The sequence below is a fragment of the Treponema sp. OMZ 857 genome, assembly GCF_024181085.1.
GTDB lineage: Bacteria > Spirochaetota > Spirochaetia > Treponematales > Treponemataceae > Treponema.
Genome location: NZ_CP051147.1, coordinates 660053 through 679234, shown reverse-complemented (window position 1 = coordinate 679234; position 19182 = coordinate 660053). Strand labels below are relative to the sequence as shown.

Sequence of the window (19182 nt, the reverse complement as noted above, 5' to 3'; positions counted from 1 at the left end):
TTCCATAATACCCCCCCCCCTCAAAAGTCAAGAGCAGGAAAGGTATTTCGCTGATGCAATGTATGTCTACGGGGTTAAACTCATCGGATTATAATCTTTCCACCTTCCACTCTTTAATCGTTCGTTTTTCTTCATCAAATCCCGCACCGATCAACACAATCTTCTTCCCATCTACCTTATACTTTGCGGCATAGTTCTGTTCTTTTATCTGATTGATTGCGTCTTCCGCACCGCTGTTGCCGCTTAGCTTAAACTCGAAGATATAAACAGAATCAGCTGTAGTAACCACGGCATCAACGCCAAAACTATACATCCGTGTATAGTTTTGGCTGCGAGTTTCGGCAGAGCCGAAACGCCGCTGCTGCATGGAACCACCGCCATCCGTGGCGGTTCTGCTATAGCAGTGCACTTCCGTCTGTACAAATTGTCCCATCAGCGCAAAGACGAGGTATACCGCTGTTTGATAATTCTGCTCCCGCAGTTTCAGCTTTTCCTTCGGGAAATCATCATACGGAATACCGGCGATAATCGACTGCATCCGCTCCATAAAGCCGTTCACATTGCCATTGCGGATGTCTTGTACAAATCGCCCCACCCAAACCCCTGTTTGACCGAAGGGTACGTCAGAATATGCCGGTAAAAGGTTATGCAAAAAGCCATACCGTACTTCATTATTCGGAAAGCCAAGCTGATACAGCCTTAAATCGCTTATGTATTTCTTGATTGTTAAGTAACCTGCTTGGAATAAAATCGGCAGCACATCTTGAGCTACAGCACGATACGTTTGCAGCCCATCTTCATCCAATTCAACATTGCCATCAAGATCGGGAATATAATAGTGAGCTTCTTTCAGGTAATTGACTAAAAAAGTCGGTGTTCCCGTACTGAACCAGTAGCTTTTGATTTCTTTATCATCAAAAGCATTGAGAATGCTATAAGGATTATACATTCCTTCCCCTGCCGGATGGAAGAGATAGCCGTCATACCATTGCTTTAAGGATGCAAGCGTCTGCGGATAGTTAAGTGTTTGCTTTTCTGCAAGCGCTTGTATTTCGTGTTGAAAATTTGATTCCAGCTCTTTTTGACTAATGCCGCAAATACCGGCATACGTTTCATGCAGACTAATATCTTTCAGATTATTCAGATCGCTGAAAATACTGATCTTGCTGAATTTGGTAACACCGGTGAGAAAGGCAAATCGGATATATTCATCACAAGTTTTGATTACTGAGTAAAACGCTTTAAGCGCATTGCGGTAGTGTTCATTCAGCTTTTCATTGACACCCATAGTTTGCAGCAAGGGCTTATCGTATTCGTCTACAAGGATGACTACCTGCTTGCCGGTTTGCTGATATGCCCGTTGGATAATTCCTTTAAATCGGCTCGAAAATGTTTGCTCTGCAGTATCTGATTCGTATTGCTTTTCCCACTGGCTTAAATGGGTGTGGAGAATAGTATGCATACTATTCTCATCATTGTAATTTTCTGTATTAAAATCCAGATAGAGTACCGGATATGCTTGCCATGGAGTTCGGTTTTCTTGTGCAGCTTGTTCTTCTTCGGCTTTTTCAAGGTAAAGCCCTTTGAACAGTTCTTTTTGCCCGAGAAAATACACAGCTAATGTTGAAAGAAACAAGCTTTTGCCAAACCGTCGCGGACGGCTGAGGAAATAAACCTTGCTGCTGTTTGCTAAGCGAAAAAGGTATTCTGTTTTATCTACATAAAGAAAATCTTTTTCCCGTAAATCTTTAAAACTCTGTACGCCGATCGGCAGTCTGCGTGGAATGTTCATATTGAGGATTATAGCATCTCAAGGGCATTCCTGCAATTTTCTTTTTCTCCCTCGTTGCTGCGAAAAAATAAATGCTCGACGTATCAAAGATACGCCTGCGGTTAATTTTTTCTCGCGCCTCGGATCTACGCCACATCTTTTCAAAAGGCTTACGGAGAGGGCATCATCTACTGCAGGGTAAACGCATCAGGCCGTTTTTTATCTACTCTATCTGATGCGCTTATCCATTTACTGGAAACGGAAAATAGGACGCAAACAGCCCTGAAAGGAAATTATAGAATCTTATATTTTACTTTAAGCTGTTAAAGTAAAATATAACTTGTTTTTTGTACCGAATAGCGCTATGATTGGCTTGGCGGAGCACTCTATGGACATAAAAGATTTTAAATCAGGCTGTTTGAAACAAGGATATAAATATCAATATTTTCTACCCGAAATGATCAATCATAACTTTTCGTGGCAAGTTTCTTCAATCAATGCGCTTTTGGAAGAAGCGTCGCTGCATTTAGGTGAATTGAACTCTTTTTCTTCTTTGGTGCCGGATTTGGATCGATTTATCATTATGCATATTTTTAAAGAAGCGGTTGTATCCAATCGCATCGAAGGTACGCGGACAAATATCGAAGAAGCTTTAAGCGAACAAAACAATATTGATCCTGAAAAGCGCGATGACTGGCAAGAAGTTCATAACTACGTACAAGCGATGAATAGAGCCATCAATGAATTGGATACCCTGCCGCTCTCCAATAGGTTGATTAAAAACACACATAAAATACTGCTTTCCAAAGGAAGAGGAGAACATAAAAGCCCGGGCGAGTTCCGCGTTTCTCAGAATTGGCTTGGTGGAGCTACGCTGGCTGATGCCGTTTTTGTGCCTCCTTCGCATGAACATCTGCCGGAATTGCTGTCCGACCTCGAAATCTTCTTAAATAATGATACCATCAAAATTCCGCATCTTATCCGCATAGCTATTGCACACTATCAGTTTGAAACCATTCATCCTTTTTTAGACAGAAACGGAAGAATAGGACGGCTCTTAATAACGCTCTATTTGGTGTATAGTAAGGTTTTGCAGCAGCCGCTCTTGTATCTCTCCGATTTTTTTGAAAAGAATAAGACGCTTTATTATGATAATTTAACATTAGTACGGACAAAAAATGATCTTACGCAATGGATTAAGTTTTTTTTAACAGGCGTCAGTGAAACAGCGCAAAATTCCGCTCATACGCTCAAGTGTATTATCGATTTACGCAGACGCTGCGAAAAAACAATTCTCAATGACTTTGGAAAAAGAGCCGCTGCCGGTATCGATTTGTTACATCTTCTTTTTAGTAAGCCCATTGTTACCGGTACGATAGTTCAGGATACGCTGCATCTTTCTGCAAAGGCCGCAAATAGCTTACTCCGATCCTTTACGGAAGCCGCTATCCTCAAAGAGACCACCGGTTACCGGCGCAACCGCACGTTTATATTTGATGAATATATCAGATTATTTTAACGATCCCGATTGTCAGCAGTAGAGAGATGAGTGCTTATGCATCTGAATAGATCCAATGCAAAACCGAGATGTAGATAGCCTTTGTATTTCATATTATGCTTTCTCTGCATTTTTCTTCCATCCCAGCACCCGCTGCTTCATGCCGGCGATATCCAGCACCCCTAAGGCAAATTCTTTGCGCACCAGCTCAGAGGGAACATACTCGTCGTATTTGTCAAAGATAGGAACTTCGTTCTCGTACACAAGCTCAAGCGGGTCAAAGTTTTGTGCGGCTTCTTCGGCAATAATGCGATAGAATTCTTGTGCGCTTACCTGCATGGTAAACTGTAGGTAGTACGGTCTGGACGGACTCAAGCCTTTGAGCCCAAGCCGTGTACCGCAGCGGAGCTTGAGAAAACGTTCCAACGCAAGAAAGGCATAGCTGCCCAGCTGAGGAAAGAGCGCCCACATAGAGCCGCCGAGGGAAATGAGCGGGTGAGTGTCCATCCCTGCCTTGCTGAACGTATTCCGCGCTTCCTGCAACCGGCACACGGCATGGCGCATCAGGTACGGGTAGCTTTTCCGTTCGGCAAGGACAGTATGCATCCGTTCCAAGATACGGGTGTGTATATCGCCTGCCACATCACCGAAATACGCAGGGATATTCCCCTTTACCAGCGTACAGTATACCTCGCGGCGCTGGTGATCCACCTCGTCCACTGCCCACACCCTGCCTGCAATGGCTATCTTCTCGCCCGCAGGCGGCGGTTTGACGATTGTTCCCAGCTCTTCGGAACCGGAACGCACCGTGTATTCGATATTTTCTTGGAACACTGCATAAAACTTATAATTGTTGACAACCCGCTCCCCGGTAATCCCGACAATCAGCCCGCCGTTTTCCGTGCGGTTGATATGATCAATAGTGATAAGGTGCCGGAGCAAGGTACGGAAGTCCTCCTGACTGATGCGGCGGAATACCGACAGAGTCAGTACTCTGGAGGCCAGCTCCGCCGGTGTCATCTCACCTGAGGAGGCAAGCGTACTCATGGTCTGGTGATAGAGCAGGGAGAAGGGCAGCTTTTCCGTGCGCGGCGGTTCCACAAAGCGCTCTTCGATATAAAGCTGAATAAGTGCAATCCCTTGAATGAGATACCACGGAATCATCTCCGGCAGCATTGCCCGCGCTTCGGGATGATCTTCCCGCATAACAAACCACATTTCCGAAGGAGTACCGCGCCGTCCGGTACGTCCCATACGCTGTAAAAAACCGGAAACGGTAAAGGGTGCATCAATCTGGAATGCCCGCTCCAGTCTCCCGATATCAATCCCCAGCTCCAGTGTAGCGGTAGCGCACACACTGATAAGCGAGTCGTCATTCTTCATCTCTTCTTCCGCACTTTCGCGGTACGAAGCGGAAAGGTTGCCGTGGTGAATTAAAAAGCGGTCGGGTTCGTGGTTGGCTTCACAGTATTGCCGGAGGTGCTGGCATACGGATTCACACTCCTCGCGGGAATTGGTAAATACGAGGCATTTTTTACCGCGGGTATGCTCAAAGATATAGCCCATCCCCGGATCGGCAGCCTTGGGTGCCGTGTCCGCGGCGGGTTCTACCGTAAGCGCTTCGATGGTAATAGGCCTGCCTTCGTCAGCTTGCGGTTCCGTATTGAAGAAGTGTTCCATCGAAAGCCGCCACACTTCTTTGCCGCCGTCGCATTTGGGGATAACCGTTTCTCTCCCGCTGCCTGCAGCAAGAAAGGCTCCCGCTTCTTCAGGGTTACCGAGTGTGGCGGAAAGACCAACCCGCCGGGGATTGCAGCCCGCAGTCCGGCAGAGCCGCTCGATCAGGCAAAAGGTTTGCCCGCCGCGGTCGGCACGCAGCAGGGAGTGGACTTCATCAATGACGATAAAGCGTAGGTCATGGAACAAAGCGGGGATTTCGCTCTGCTTGGTGATCATCAGCGCTTCAAGAGATTCCGGGGTGATCTGCAAAATCCCCGCCGGTTTACGGAGCAGCTTCCGCTTTTGACTCTGCGGCGCATCCCCATGCCATTGCGTTACGGCGATTCCCGCTTCCTCGCAAAGCTCGTTCAGTCGCCCGAACTGATCATTGATGAGCGCCTTGAGCGGAGCGATGTACAACACTCCCACCGAGGCAGCAGGCTCTTCGTATAAGAGGCTCAAGATTGGAAAAAACGCCGCTTCGGTTTTGCCGGAGGCGGTGGATGCCGTCAGCAGCACATTGTTATCGGTATTGAAAAGAGCATCGCCCGCCGCGTTCTGCACCGCGCGAAGCGCCTGCCAGCCGGAGCGGTAAATATAATCCTGTATAAAAGGGGCGTATTGATTAAAGATGTCCATTGCTCTGCTGCGCACTCACCTTAAATCGTAAACTCGGCATAGTTTTCATCGGTGGTGTCCGATACCGCATCAGACTTTGCGTACGAAAATGTATCGGAGTTTAGTAACTCGATAACGCTCATTCCCGGATTTTGGTATAAAATATCCAGCAACTCGATAAAATCCCGGATTGCTTCGCGCGGGGTGATATGTACATCGGCGCCGATCCGCTCATATTCAATTTTGATAAACCCTGCCAAGTCGTTCGTGGTGATTTTCTGTCCATAGCCATAGAGACCGGCGTGCATCGCAGCGAGCTTTTCACAGAGGATCAGCATTTCTTCCGCAGTAATCGGGTCAAGCCGGATTACCGGCGCAAGTAAGTCCCGTGCACCGGGCTTGGAAAACTTCCCCTCTGCAAGACGGGAGCGGAGCGCCTCGTAACTGTACACACCGCGCCGCTTATCCTCTATCGCCTGCGGTGTCGCCCCCATGATAATACCGAGGTATTTTGCCTTCCCCTGTAAGGTGTCGTTGTACATAGTGAGGAGTTTTTCGTAATTGTACTGGCGCGTGATGGAGTTGGGGACTTTATAAATATTGACGAGTTCGTCGATCATAATCATCATGCCGGAATAACCTGCCAGCCGAAAAAATGTTGCAAAGAGCTTGAGATACTCGTACCAGTCATCATCCGTAATAATGATATTGACACCGAGTTCTTCCTTTGCTTCACGCTTGAGGGCATATTCACCCCGGAACCACCGCACTACTTTTGCTTTCGTTTCATCATCGCTCTTGAGATACGCATGATAATAGGCTGAAAGTAATTGAGCAAACTCAAAACCGTGTACCAGCTCGCTCACCGAAGCGGTTACCGCGTAAATCTTTTGATCGACAAGCGCAGTCAGCGCCGGGTCTCCGGGTTGAAGCCCGCTTTCTTGCAAGGCTTCACTTTGCACGCTGCTGATCCACCGCTCCAATATCAGCGTGAGTGCACCGCCCTCCGGTTTTGTCTTTGTGGAAAGATTCCCGATCAACTCACGGTATGTTGCAAGCCCCTGCCCCCGCGTTCCTTGCAGCCTCCGTTCCGGCGACAGGTCTGCATCCGCAACAATGAACCCGCGATCCATCACATAATTTCGGATAGCTTGCAGTAAAAAACTCTTTCCTGCTCCATACCGCCCGACAATAAAGCGGAACGAAGCACCGCCTTCGGCGATAATATCAACATCATGCAGCAAGGCTTGAATTTCATTTTTCCTTCCGACGGTGATATAGGGCAGCCCGATACGGGGCACAACACCGCCTTTTAAAGAATGCAATACTGTCTGCGCAATCCGCTTCGGAACTTTTCTTTCTGCTTCGTTCATGTTGTTTCATCTCCCAATATCCCGATAATATCATCACGATAATCTTCCACCAGGGTAATCGTTTTGCCGTCGCATTCTACCACCGTATCGCCGATAAGATCAAACAAGGCCTCGTTGATAGCATCGGCGATAACGCTCGGCATTCCATGCTGTGCTGCAATCAATTCCTGCACCGGCTCTCCGCGGAGCAGCATCCGCAACAGCTGCATTTGCATACCGTCTAACAAACCATCTAACGGAACGGACACTCCGGATGGTTTTGATGCAGTCTCCGGCGTACACTGTGTTTCTTCCTCGGTTAACAGGTTGTCTTGAGTTTCAAGCGCATCCTTTCTGATTTTATCCAGGCCTGAAAAGTCAATCGAGATCTTAGGACGTGCCGCTTCGATTTTTGCTTTCCGATCCGCCTCAATAACCGCCTCTATATAAGGTACCGCCCATGCCGCTTCTTTTCGCTCTTTTAGCGGATGTCTTATTTTGAGGTATAAGCGCAGTCTTCGGTCTGTTTCATGTAAAAAGTCAGCAATTATCTTTCTATTAAAATAGTAGCTTTGATACGTTACCACATACCATGCTCCCTCTTTAAAGAGATATGATCGAGAAGGATTCAGCTCATATGCGACGGATTTTCTTTTCTTACTATTATCATAGTAAAGTGTGTACTCAAGAGGGTGCCAGTCCTGTGCTCTTCGGCGCCCAAAACAAAGTTGAAAAAGTTTTTTTCCATCTTCTTGATATTGAACGGAAGCAAGCCGCCATACCGCTGCAAAGAGGGTGATAGCTTCCATCCCGCGCTCTTGTATCAGCTTCGATTCGGCAGTCTTCTTCCCACCGAACACACAGAGCGCATTAAACACTTCCTGAGCATTGAATTTTTCCGGATAGTGAAGAATTTCAACTGCGGCGTCTTTTTCCAGCATGTCGCTGTCCGCATATTTACGGGTAATATCCGGGGCAAGTCCCTTCAATACAGCGAATTCCAGCATCCAGCGATGAAGCATATCTCGCAGATATTTGTCGCCAAATCCTGAATCGATATACCCTGTTTCAAATTCTTCCATTTTCCTAAGACTGTCTTCCACCGATTTCGTTCCTATCCCATTGAGCAGCTCATACAGATACATCGATACAAACGTTTCGCAGTGCTTCCGATAGTTTCCCTTCCGCAATTCAGTCCGCCATGTAAAATACCCACGCAGCTGAGCTAAAGATAAATTATGATAGGTCGACCAATAATAAGTGCTGATTTCTCCTTTCCAAGGAACATTATCTTCATAGTCCTCCATGAATTTTCCCTGCACATAGAAATTTTTGCATATCTGCTTAAAAGAACCATTCCCATATTGATAGAGATTCTTCATTCTGCGAATTTGCTCCGGAACATACTTTTTCGCTTTTGGTGTTGCGCTGTTTGAAGCTCTATCCGGTGCTGTTTTTTGCGTTGGCTTGGGATTATTACCGAATGATGTGGTTTGTTGTGCTGTTGTATTATCATTCGGTGGTTTTATCGTCAGTGTCTGACCATAGAAAAGCGGCGCGTCCCGATACTGAGCCTGCTCCGTATTGCTGTTATCGAGAATCACCGTGAAGCCGTTTTCTCCATTGAAGCCGCCCGCTTTGTGTATCATCTGCTGCGGTGCCGATTCCAAGTCTTTCGCAAATTTTAATATATCTATCATACCCACACTGTATTTGCCTGCATCTTAAAGAATTTTCTCCAGCGTCAGTAATGCTATTTTTTTATCAAGGCCGCCTGCATAGCCGGTTAAGTTACCGTTCGCTCCGATAACACGATGACAGGGTACGATAATGGAAATGCCATTATGACCGACTGCACCGCCCACCGCCTGTGCGGACATACGGGATAGACCTCGTTGACGGGCAATTTGCTTGGCTATTTCACCGTAGGTAGTTGTATGCCCGTATGGAATAGTACAGAGGATATTCCACACTGCATTTTGGAAATCCGTTCCGTTAAAATGGAACGGCACGGTAAAATCAGGTTCTTTTCCGGAAAAATAGACATCAAGCCATCGCTTTGTTTGCTGTAAAAACGGGGTTTCTTTTTCTTCATGCTGTTCTTCAAGATACTGAGCAAAAAACTTTTCGCCGTTGAACCACACGCCGGTCAAACCTGCGTTGTCTGCTGCCAGTAAAATGTTCCCCAGCGGAGAATCATACCATTGGGTATATGTCATACGTATCCTCGGTTATCACATTTCAAGGCAACCTGTTTTAAAACTCATACGCGAGGGTGAGCCTGATAAAGCTATTGCGGGAAAATTGTCCGAAGTTTCCGGTCTTTTTACCGCCGAAGATACCGACATTACAGTCGATAAGCAAGGTTGCGAGCTGCCAGTGGATACCGGGCATAATGCAAAAGTCTGCGTCCTCAAGCCCGACAATGGCGCCGAGCTTCCATTCCAAGGAATTACGCAAGAGCGTTTGCGATACGGAAAATGCGAGCTTAGTATCCGTTGCTTTTTTGCCGTATTCCACATCGTTGATTTGAGCAACGCTTCTGTTATGATGAAGCCGAATATTTTCCGTTGCGGTCAAACTCACGGTAAAGCCGAGGGGTGCGGAATAGACCGCTCCGATGTTCCACGCAAGCGACGGGTTATATATGGAAGGATTATTGCCTGATAAATCCGAGGTGATATTTGCGGCAAATTCCGCACTGAGCGATACGGGGCCGAGTCCGACACCGTAGTCGATACCGATGTGGTGATAGGGATTATAGAGACCGGCAAAGGTTGTAGGGGTAAGGGTTTCAAACGCAAGCTCCGGCAGCCGACCGTAAAAATACTGAATACCGAAGTCGTGCTTGCCTCCTACGGCAGCCGTAAGCCGCCCGCCGCCCTGCGAATATACGAGGGTATTGGTTTTAACTGTGCTAACCGCACGGGTAAAAAACGACGGGTCGGTTTGCACAATCCGGTCAAACTGCTGCGAATACCAGCGGTCGGTTTTTCCGGTAACAATGCGGTTCCCTTCAAATACCGGCAAATATACGCCTTCCAGCTTGAGATCATACGGAAGGTACACAGTAGCGGATATGAGCGGGCGTGCAATTTTCATCTCCTGCGGGGCATACATCAGCGTAAGGTCGGTTTTATCGCGAGGATTGACGATATCAAGAACGCTTAAACTTTCCGCCCGCCCCCAGTTCATCTTTTGGATGCCGCCGGTAATGACTACCGAACTAAAGAGTATTTTAAGATACGCTTCGTCAATCCACGGAGCAATCTGGGGCTGTTCCGGAAAAACAGTCTGCGTTTTACCGAGCAGGGGGGCGAGGGTTTTACCATTCAGCTTAACACCGAAATAGGCTTCCGTCATCGGCGCGGTTGCGTGAATATGCAACTTTCCTTCAACCAGCGAGCCCGGCTGCACATCCTTAAAAGTCTTAAAATCGTCAAAATAAAACGAGCCGCCGAGGGAAAGCTTTCCGCCGATATCAATCGAAAAAGCACTGCCCGATTCCGCCTCGCTGTCAAAGCCGAAGTCATCGGCTGCCTCTTCCGCATTCAACGCCGCCGCACAGCACAAAAAAAACAAAATGCTTATTACTATGGAATTTTTTTTCATCTCGGTCTCTCCTTTTGGCAATATACGGTGTATCTACTACGTTATCTATTTCAAAAGGCTTACGGCCCCTTTTTTCCGTAAGCAAGGTAAATGCATCAGACTGGTGCTACACATATCGCAAAATAAGTGGCTGGAGCAGCATTTGAACCGCGTAGCGGTGAAACTCTGCTGATACAGCCGCTTATTTTGCGGGGTTATATGCCAAACAGTCTGATGCATTTACCTATAGCTTAGACAGCGGCACCATCTCCGGCGCCGTATTTTCACCTTCCATTGCAGAAAATTCGCTGAGCAGTTTCTTACCGCTGGAAGATATCCTCGTCGGTATTTTTATGATGACCTTGAGGTAGAGGTCGCCGGTTCTGCCGCTTGCAGCGGGGACACCTTCTCCGCGCACCTTGAGCGCATCGCCGTGCTGCGTACCGGCAGGAATTTTTACCGTCAGGCGCTTATCGTTCAGCGATTTTACCGTTATTTCTCCTCCGAGCGCGGCTTGCGTCATCGAGATGGGAATTACACAGTACAGGTCGTTCCCATGCCGTTCGAATAAGTGATGCGGCTTAATAAAGATGAATACGTAGAGGTCGCCGTAATCGCCGCCGCCTGAACCTGCATTTCCCTGTTTGGGAATGGTAATGCGCTTGCCTTCTTCAACACCGGCGGGGATGGTGATGATAATTTTTTGCTTTTTCCGCTCTAAGCCGGAACCGCCGCATTTTTTGCACGGGTTTTCAATAATAGTTCCCGAGCCGCCGCATCGCCGGCAGGTACTCGCGATGGAGAAAAAGCCGGTGTTCTGCCGTACCTGTCCGGTACCCTTACAGTCGGGGCACATCTTTCTGCCGCCCCCGCCGGCGCTTCCGGAACCTTTGCATTCCGTACAGTGCTCATCGCGTGAATACTGTATTTCAATCTTCTTGCCGTATACGGCGTCGGTAAAGTCGATCTGCAAGTCATACCGGAGGTTTGCACCTCGTGCGGGGCCGCTGCTCCGTGACGAACCGCGGCTCGATGAACCGAACCCGCCGAATCCTCCGAACCCGCCTCCGCCGAATAAGCTTTCGAACAAGTCGGAAAGACCGCCTCCTCCGCCGAAGATGTCTTCAAAACCTTGGAATGCAGACGGATCAAAACCGCCGCCCATATTTTTAACACCGTCAAAACCGTATTGGTCATAGACGCTGCGTTTTTTGTCGTCAATAAGCACTTCGTAGGCTTCAGTCGCCTCTTTAAATTTTTCTTCTGCTTCTTTATTTCCGGGGTTTTTATCGGGGTGATATTGAATTGCCAATTTACGGTAGGCTTTTTTTATTTCATCGGCGGTAGCGGTCTTTGCTACGCCCAATACCTCATAATAATCTCGTTGTGCCAAAATAAGCTCCTAGGGTAAGCGCAGCAGACATTTTTTGAATATATCCGCAGAATAATAAGGTCATTCTGCCTCGCCTCTTTTTAAAAGGCTAACGGAAAGTCTATTCTTAACAACAATAGTCTCTCCGTCTGCGCTTTGTTTCTATTTATTTGTTACGCTTATCCTTATTGTAAAAAAAATATGCGAAATTTTCAAGAAAAATTCAAGAAAATTTCGCATAGAAGAAAAACCGTGGGGTTATTTATCTTCGTCTTTTACGACTTCGTAGTCAACGTCGTCGGCGGTTCCCTTGGTGGGGCCGCTTTCGGCAGCGCCGCCTGCTGCACCTGCTCCGGCAGCTCCCGCTGCACCGGCGCCCTGCTGCTTGTACATTTCTTCTGCAATCTTGTACGCAGCCTGCTGGAGTGCTTCGGTCTTGGACTTGATGTCGGCAGTATCTCCGCCTTCAATCGCCTTCTTTAAAGCGGCAACAGCTTCTTCGATGCGCTGCTTGTCGGCGGCGTTCACCTTATCGCCCATTTCCTTCAAAGTCTTTTCAGTCTGATAGATCATCGAGTCCGCTTCGTTGCGTACCTCAACCTTTTCACGCTCTTTCTTGTCGTTTTCGGCGTTGGCTTCCGCTTCCTTCACCATGCGGTCGATTTCGCTTTCGCTCAAGCCGCTGGAGCTTTCGATGCGGATGTGCTGCTCTTTACCGGTGCCGAGGTCTTTTGCAGAAACGTGCACGATACCGTTCGCGTCGATGTCAAAGGTAACTTCAATCTGCGGAACACCGCGGGGAGCCGGAGGAATACCGACCAAGTCGAAGTTGCCGAGCGTCCGGTTCTGGCTTGCCATACCGCGCTCACCCTGCAACACATGGATGGAAACCGCCGTCTGTCCGTCAGCCGCAGTCGAGAACACCTGACTCTTGCGGGTAGGAATGGTGGTGTTGCGGTTAATCAACGGAGTGAATACGCCGCCCATCGTTTCGATACCGAGCGAAAGCGGGGTAACGTCGAGCAACAGTACGTCTTTAACATCGCCGCCCAAGATACCGCCCTGAATAGCCGCACCGACTGCAACCGCTTCGTCGGGATTTACACCCTTTGAACCTTCCTTACCGAAAATCTCTTTGATGATCTGAGCTACTTTCGGCATACGGGTAGAACCGCCTACCAACAGGATCTCATCGATCTGGTTCGGTTCAAGCCCTGCATCCTTTAAGGCTTTGCGGCAAGGCTCTTTTGTGCGCTCAAAGAGGTCGTCGGTCATCTGTTCGAACTTTGCACGGGTCAGTGTTTTCTGCAAGTGCTTGGGGCCGTTCGCATCGGCGGTGATGAACGGAAGGTTGATTTCCGTTTCCGCACGGCTGGAAAGCTCTATCTTTGCTTTTTCCGCCGCTTCGCGGAGCCGCTGCAATGCCATACGATCCTTTGAAAGATCGATGCCCTGTTCTGCCTTGAACTCTTTTTCGAGCCATTCGACAATGCGGTTATCAAAGTCGTCGCCGCCCAAGTGGGTGTCGCCGTTGGTCGATTTAACCTCGAATACACCGTCGCCCAATTCCAAAATCGAAATATCGAAGGTACCGCCGCCAAGGTCGTATACCGCAATAACCTTCTCTTTCTTTGAATCCTTGTTAAAGCCGAATGCAAGTGAAGCTGCCGTCGGTTCGTTGATAATACGCTTTACATCCAACCCTGCGATTTTACCGGCATCCTTTGTAGCCTGGCGCTGTGCGTCGTTAAAGTACGCAGGTACCGTGATAACCGCTTCGGTTACCGGTTCGCCTAAGTAGTCTTCTGCCGTTTTCTTCATCTTCTGCAGGATAAACGCTGAAATTTCCTGCGTGGAATATTTTTTGCCGTCCACTTCGATACGGACATCATCTCCCTGCGGTACGATTTTATACGGAACACGCTTTAATTCGTCGGTTAATTCACTGTACCGATGGCCGATAAAGCGCTTTACCGAATAGATGGTACCTTCGGGATTGGTAATCATCTGGTTTTTAGCAGGCTGACCGACAATCCGTTCGTCTTTTTTGAATGCGACGATAGAGGGTGTGGTGCGTCCTCCTTCGGCATTTGGGATAACGACGGGTTCTCCGCCTTCCATAATTGCAACACAAGAGTTGGTTGTTCCTAAGTCAATTCCGATAATTTTTCCCATAATAAAAACTCCTTCTTATATATCCCGTGCGGGATACTATCTTATAGTCTTATAGACGGCTCCGAAAAGCGCATTTGAGCGTACTCGGAAGCCTGTTATTTTTTCTCTGCCGGTGCAGGCATCAATACCATTACCTTTGCCGGACGGAGAATCCGTTCCTTCAATTTATAGCCCTTTTGCAATTCCGCGCCGACGGTCGGTTCCGTAACCTCCGCCGAGGGATTTGTCGCAACGGCTTCGTGAATGTCGGGGTTAAAGGGCTTCCCCTGCGCTTCGTAATACTGCAGCCCATACTTTGATTCCAGCAGCGAGGATAAGCCGCTCCGGATCATCATAACACCCTGCATAAAAGCAGCGGCGCTTTCTTCCCCTGCCTTTTTACCGGCCTCGATAGCGCGGTCAAAGTCATCCAATATCAGCAAGAGGTCGGAAATCAAATTCGTGTTTGCGTAGTCGATTGCCTCCTGTTTTTCCTTTATCATGCGCTTACGGTAGTTATCGAAATCCGCCGCTTTGCGCAGATATTGATCCTGCAATTCCCTGCATTTTGCTTCCAGAGATGCGAGCTTGTCGGCATCGGACGGCTCCGGCTTTGCTTCCTTTGACGCTTCCGTATCCGGAGCGGTTTGTCCGGCAGCCTCTTTTCCATGCTCCCGATTGCCGGTTTGCTGTTCCGGCGCCGCATACTGTCCGGTATTTTCCGTGCTGTTACCGTGCGGATTCGCACCGGCAGCTTTTTTACCGGCTTCGGAGTCCGTGTTCATACCGTTCTGCTCTACCGGTTGGGCTTCGCACTCCTGCGCATGCTTTTTTTCATGTTTTTTTGTCATTCCCTTCCTCAAATTATCCGGCGCTTTATCTGCCTGTCGGCCGAATTGCCGTTTTATTCCTTATTTGACAGATAGAAAATACTAACGGAATCGCAAATGGTCAAGAAAAAAATCAATGTTAAAATCGACGTTAATAAGCAATGAATCCATACAATTTACCTTTAATCGGTATTATGATAATATCCGGTTGAGGCAAATAGAGCAGTGTAAGCACTGCATTAGTAAATTTCACCGGAACTTGTAAAATAGAAAGTGTTGGTACAGTACCTACCGAACTTAATATGAAAAGAAGGAGGCTTCTCCTATGCGTAAACTTCTTATTTTTTTGGCAGCCATCGTTTTATGTGCCGGATGTGAAAATTATCAAGCCGATATTGACACCTATTTAAGTTATTGGGCAACAGAGGCTGCAATTGTCCGGTCTAGCTTTAACCCTGCAATCACCGTACAAACCGATACAGACACAATACAAAGTATTCCTTCATCAAGCGATGTAACGGTAACATTTACCGTCCGTAATCCCAAAAACTTCACCTTTCAGCTGCCCGGAGATGCAGGCGCCCCTACCGATATTATCGTTTTTCCCACAGACGTTGCCGGCACAACGACAAGCAGCCCAAAACAACCCGATGATTATGAACTGACACAGGATTCATACAGTCAATTAACGCTCACATATAAAAAGGAATTTTTACAAAAACATGAATACGGCAAAAAGAATATCGGGCCGACGATTACGCTGTATGCCAAAGACGGCAGAAAATTTTCAGAAACATTTAAGATCAATGTAAAAGCAAATACCCCGCCGCCCAATCTTACCTATCGGGCAATCGGCAAGACTGCTGTCCCTGATGGAAGCGGCCAGCATTACTATGTGTTGTTTCTTGAAGTACCGGATATGTACAGGGAGATAAATAGTTCCGAACTTCTGCATAAGGATATTAAATATCTTTCTATTGCTGAAGGCTCCGGCTCATACACCTCGATACCGTTAACGGTAAAGGCAGACAAAAGCGGATTCGATATCAGCGGCACAGGCGGACGCTTGTTAGAAGCCAGCGCAACGGGTCAATTAGCAACTGCAGATGTTGAGTCGGATGTCACGCCCGATCCATTACCGGCTTCAACTGAAAAATGGATTATCCGAATAAAAACGGATGTCGAGGTTCGCGGCGCGGTAAAGCAGTACCGGTTTCGGCTGCAAGATGAAGCCGGACTGTTTTCCGAAGATGAACTTGTCGCTTCTACCAGTACCAATAAAGTTAGTCCGGTACTTATAGCCGTTCAGACCGGCAATTGGACAACAACAACGAAGAGCGGAAGTGAAACCGATCCGCATGAAATAGTCTATGACCCGCGTGTACAAAAAGTAGTACTGCAAGCGTCAACAGCTACAACCGGAGCTACGGTAGAATATAAATTGGAACGCAACAGTTCGGTTGTAAGCAAAAGCTCCGGACAAACACCTCAAACGATAGAATTACCTGCTGTTCCGGATGCTGTGTATAAGCTTACGGTATGGGCGGAAAAAGAGGGCTATGATAAGAGTTCTGATGTAGTCGTATACTATAAAACAAAACGCAATAACACACTGGAAATAAGCGCGGGACAGAACGCTTGGAAACAGCTTAAAGCTGCCGTTGCAGCGGTTGAAGATGGAGATGTTATCTCTATAAACGGTACAATTAAAGCAACCAATGCTGACGGCAACAACGGTGCAATCGAAATAACCAAGAAGGTTACGATAAAAGGCAATGATGCAACTATCGATATGCTCGATGCAAATAAAGATGAGCTCAGTACGAGTGCCCATCGTATTTTCACTATCAAAAATGGCGGTGAACTGATACTTGAAAAACTTACCCTCAAAAACGGTAAAGCGGCAGGTACAGGCAACCAAGGCCGCGGCGGCGCAATGCTGATAGAAAGCGGCGGAACCTTGACAATGACAGATTGTATCGTGCAGGAGTGCATCGCAGCAAATAGCGGCGGCGGTATCGACAATAAAGGCATCTTAACAATAAATGGCGGAATGGTTGGAAGTATTACTGCAGGAAGCGGAAACCACGCAAGCATGGGTGGGGGAATATTCCTAGACCAAGGTAGCTGTACACTCAACGGAGTTGCAGTGCAAAAAAATACAATTGGTACGGGAATCATCAATAGAGGTCCTGGAATATACCTGAGTAAGCCCTCTTCCGGTAGCGCTGCACTTACTATAACAGGTAGGACACAGATTGGAGACAATACGACAGGGTCAAATACTTTGTGTCTAGGAGCTCGCTCCGCTTCTCAAAGCGCTTTTGTAACGGCAAAAGACTTGGCGATAGGTTCCTATATCAATATTGAGCCGCAGAACTATGGTGCTCAAAAGAATACAACCTTGGTAAAGCTACCTAATGGGTATGCTGCTGCATATAATTATTATTTCCATTTAACAGAGGCGGGCTCACAGGCGGAGGACTGGGTATTAATTTCGAACGACGATGATAAGGAGCTTGTATTGAAAAAAGGAACGGCGATAGCAGGAGGCGGTTCCGGTGCTTGGAAGCATCTCAAAGATGCAATAACTGAGGCAGAGGTAGGTGATACGATTGTTGTAGATGGTGAAATTACAGCTAGTACTCTTTCCGGTAACTATGGCGAGATTTCTGTAACCAAGAGCATCACCATACGCGGTAATAAAGGCCGTGCCTACGATATTCTCGACGCAAATAAGGGAGAACTCGGTGCAAATGCACACCGTATCTTTAATGTAACGGGTTCCGGTACAAAGCTTACGCTCGAAAACATCACTCTTCAAAACGGCAAGGCTGCGGGGGGAGGCGACAATGGTATGGGCGGCGGTATCTTCTGTAAGAATATTAAAGAGCTAACGATAAAGGGCTGCGTTATTATGGACTGCGAGGCAGATATAGAAGGCGGTGGAATATGTGTAGCTGCATCGGGCGGTGTCAACACGAAAGCTGTTATAACTGAGACAATTATTTCGCGTAATACGGCAGGTTTGCGAGGCGGCGGTATTGCATTCAACCCTTCTAATGTAACATCACATATAACGGGAGTTTTGGATAACATTACCGTAGAAAGTAATAGCCTTACAAGTATGGCTCCTAATACTAACAACGGCGGTGCGGGGATATATTTTGGCGGAGGTTATAACGATAACTCAGAGTATACCGTCAAGGGCGGCAGTGTTAAAGACAATAATGCAGGCATTTTCAGCGGCGGCGGTGCTTACATAAAAACAAATACAAGCGGTTCTGTAAACGGTACGCTGACTTTAACAGACGGCGCTCGTATTTCAGGGAATAGCGCCACAAACGGCGGCGGTATTGCGGTACGTAGCGCAAAGCTTATCATAGAGTCAGGCTGTACGATTGGCGGCGAACAGGACTATAACGGAGTGGATCCCGATAAAGCAAAAGGCAATACGGCAAAAACTTCAGGTGGTGGTATTTACATAGGGGAAAAGGGAGAATGTACAACTGAAGCAAATGTTGCTATCCGGTATAATACGGTGACTAATGGAATAGCCGTTATGGATGGTGGGGGCGGTTTGTATATCAAAGAGGACGGTACGGTTACTATAACCGGTACGAAAGACAAACCGGTTATCATTGAAGACAATAAAGCGAATATCTCTACTAATAACGGTATAGGCGGGGGTATCGCAAACAACGGAACGATAACGCTTACTCATGCGCGTATCAGCTCTTGCGAATCCTCAGGCATCGGCGGAGGTATTTTTGTTCGGAATGGACAGTGTACGCTTATCCATAGTGAGGTTAGTGCCTGTGTTGCACAGGGCGCCGGCGGCGGTGTGTATGTATATAAAGACGCTGTAGTTGGCGGTCGATTTACGATGCAAGGAAGTAGCCGCATTGTTCTTTCCAGTGATAATGAAAAGGGGAAAAATGATATATTTTTGAAAAAGGATAATGGGGAGACTTATATTACGCTTTCCGGTAAATTGACTAGCACAACTCCTGTCGGGCGTATTACGGTACCGGATACAAACTACAATCTTTCAACCAAAGTCCTCGACGGTGATATTACCGTTGACGACAACTATAAAAAGTTCACGGTAACGCCGAAGAGTGGTCAAAATTGGTATATCAACACTGCCGGTAAACTGACCACGACAGCACCTTCTCCCTAACCGTGCCTATGCACTAGCAGGAAGGAGACAAGCAGGGTAAAAGCTATACCTAAGTTTTTAGAAATGCCCAATAGGAATTCCCATTGGTAATCTT

Annotated in this window: 11 protein-coding genes; 2 read left to right on the top strand and 9 right to left on the bottom strand. The window is 47.4% G+C overall.

What is annotated here, in order from left to right:
• Positions 1 to 88 precede the first annotated feature (88 nt).
• Positions 89 to 1792 carry an ATP-binding protein gene (locus tag E4N66_RS03080; protein WP_253728924.1) on the bottom strand — a complete coding sequence of 568 codons (1704 nt, stop codon included), beginning with the start codon at positions 1790 to 1792 and terminating at the stop codon, positions 89 to 91.
• A 367-nt stretch (positions 1793 to 2159) separates the two neighbouring features.
• Here E4N66_RS03080 and E4N66_RS03075 point away from each other — a divergent pair, with 367 nt between their 5' ends.
• A complete protein-coding gene (locus tag E4N66_RS03075) occupies positions 2160 to 3290 on the top strand; it encodes a Fic family protein (RefSeq protein ID WP_253728923.1) in 1131 nt (376 codons plus the stop codon).
• 93 nt (positions 3291 to 3383) lie between these two features.
• On the opposite strand, the gene E4N66_RS03070 is transcribed toward E4N66_RS03075, so the two are convergent.
• From E4N66_RS03070 to grpE, 8 genes are all read right to left on the bottom strand, one after another.
• The gene (locus E4N66_RS03070) at positions 3384 to 5627 is read right to left on the bottom strand and encodes a DEAD/DEAH box helicase (RefSeq protein WP_253728922.1); all 2244 of its coding nucleotides are present in this window, start codon (positions 5625 to 5627) and stop codon (positions 3384 to 3386) included.
• A gap of 20 nt (positions 5628 to 5647) precedes the next feature.
• Positions 5648 to 6979: an ATP-binding protein gene (locus E4N66_RS03065; protein ID WP_253728921.1), complete on the bottom strand. Its 1332-nt coding sequence runs from the start codon at positions 6977 to 6979 to the stop codon at positions 5648 to 5650.
• The gene (locus E4N66_RS03060) at positions 6976 to 8658 is read right to left on the bottom strand and encodes a TerB N-terminal domain-containing protein (RefSeq protein ID WP_253728920.1); all 1683 of its coding nucleotides are present in this window, start codon (positions 8656 to 8658) and stop codon (positions 6976 to 6978) included. Before E4N66_RS03060 ends, E4N66_RS03065 begins: the two co-directional genes overlap by 4 nt.
• Positions 8659 to 8682: 24 nt before the next feature.
• Complete coding sequence (locus E4N66_RS03055) at positions 8683 to 9177, bottom strand: methylated-DNA--[protein]-cysteine S-methyltransferase (protein ID WP_044015231.1); 495 nt, start codon at positions 9175 to 9177, stop codon at positions 8683 to 8685.
• Positions 9178 to 9214: 37 nt separating this feature from the next.
• On the bottom strand, positions 9215 to 10570 hold the full coding sequence (locus E4N66_RS03050; RefSeq protein ID WP_253728919.1) for a hypothetical protein: 1356 nt from the start codon (positions 10568 to 10570) through the stop codon (positions 9215 to 9217).
• Between the two features lie 223 nt (positions 10571 to 10793).
• Positions 10794 to 11942, bottom strand: a complete 1149-nt coding sequence (gene dnaJ, locus E4N66_RS03045; protein ID WP_253728918.1) for a molecular chaperone DnaJ — start codon at positions 11940 to 11942, stop codon at positions 10794 to 10796.
• Between the two features lie 237 nt (positions 11943 to 12179).
• A complete protein-coding gene (dnaK, locus tag E4N66_RS03040) occupies positions 12180 to 14096 on the bottom strand; it encodes a molecular chaperone DnaK (RefSeq protein WP_253728917.1) in 1917 nt (638 codons plus the stop codon).
• A gap of 95 nt (positions 14097 to 14191) precedes the next feature.
• Complete coding sequence (gene grpE / locus E4N66_RS03035; protein ID WP_253728916.1) at positions 14192 to 14926, bottom strand: nucleotide exchange factor GrpE; 735 nt, start codon at positions 14924 to 14926, stop codon at positions 14192 to 14194.
• Positions 14927 to 15230: 304 nt separating this feature from the next.
• Between grpE and E4N66_RS03030 the strand changes: the two genes are divergently transcribed.
• Entirely contained in the window at positions 15231 to 19088 is a 3858-nt protein-coding gene (locus E4N66_RS03030; RefSeq protein WP_253728915.1) for a right-handed parallel beta-helix repeat-containing protein, read from the top strand.
• Positions 19089 to 19182: the final 94 nt, after the last annotated feature.

What these genes read in the sequence shown, in the direction of transcription:
- E4N66_RS03080 (WP_253728924.1), bottom strand. Translation starts at nt 1,792, where the DNA reads ATGAACATTCCACGCAGACTGCCGATCGGCGTACAGAGTTTTAAAGAT.
- E4N66_RS03075 (WP_253728923.1), top strand. Translation starts at nt 2,160, where the DNA reads ATGGACATAAAAGATTTTAAATCAGGCTGTTTGAAACAAGGATATAAA.
- E4N66_RS03070 (WP_253728922.1), bottom strand. Translation starts at nt 5,627, where the DNA reads ATGGACATCTTTAATCAATACGCCCCTTTTATACAGGATTATATTTAC.
- E4N66_RS03065 (WP_253728921.1), bottom strand. Translation starts at nt 6,979, where the DNA reads ATGAACGAAGCAGAAAGAAAAGTTCCGAAGCGGATTGCGCAGACAGTA.
- E4N66_RS03060 (WP_253728920.1), bottom strand. Translation starts at nt 8,658, where the DNA reads ATGATAGATATATTAAAATTTGCGAAAGACTTGGAATCGGCACCGCAG.
- E4N66_RS03055 (WP_044015231.1), bottom strand. Translation starts at nt 9,177, where the DNA reads ATGACATATACCCAATGGTATGATTCTCCGCTGGGGAACATTTTACTG.
- E4N66_RS03050 (WP_253728919.1), bottom strand. Translation starts at nt 10,570, where the DNA reads ATGAAAAAAAATTCCATAGTAATAAGCATTTTGTTTTTTTTGTGCTGT.
- dnaK (WP_253728917.1), bottom strand. Translation starts at nt 14,096, where the DNA reads ATGGGAAAAATTATCGGAATTGACTTAGGAACAACCAACTCTTGTGTT.
- grpE (WP_253728916.1), bottom strand. Translation starts at nt 14,926, where the DNA reads ATGACAAAAAAACATGAAAAAAAGCATGCGCAGGAGTGCGAAGCCCAA.
- E4N66_RS03030 (WP_253728915.1), top strand. Translation starts at nt 15,231, where the DNA reads ATGCGTAAACTTCTTATTTTTTTGGCAGCCATCGTTTTATGTGCCGGA.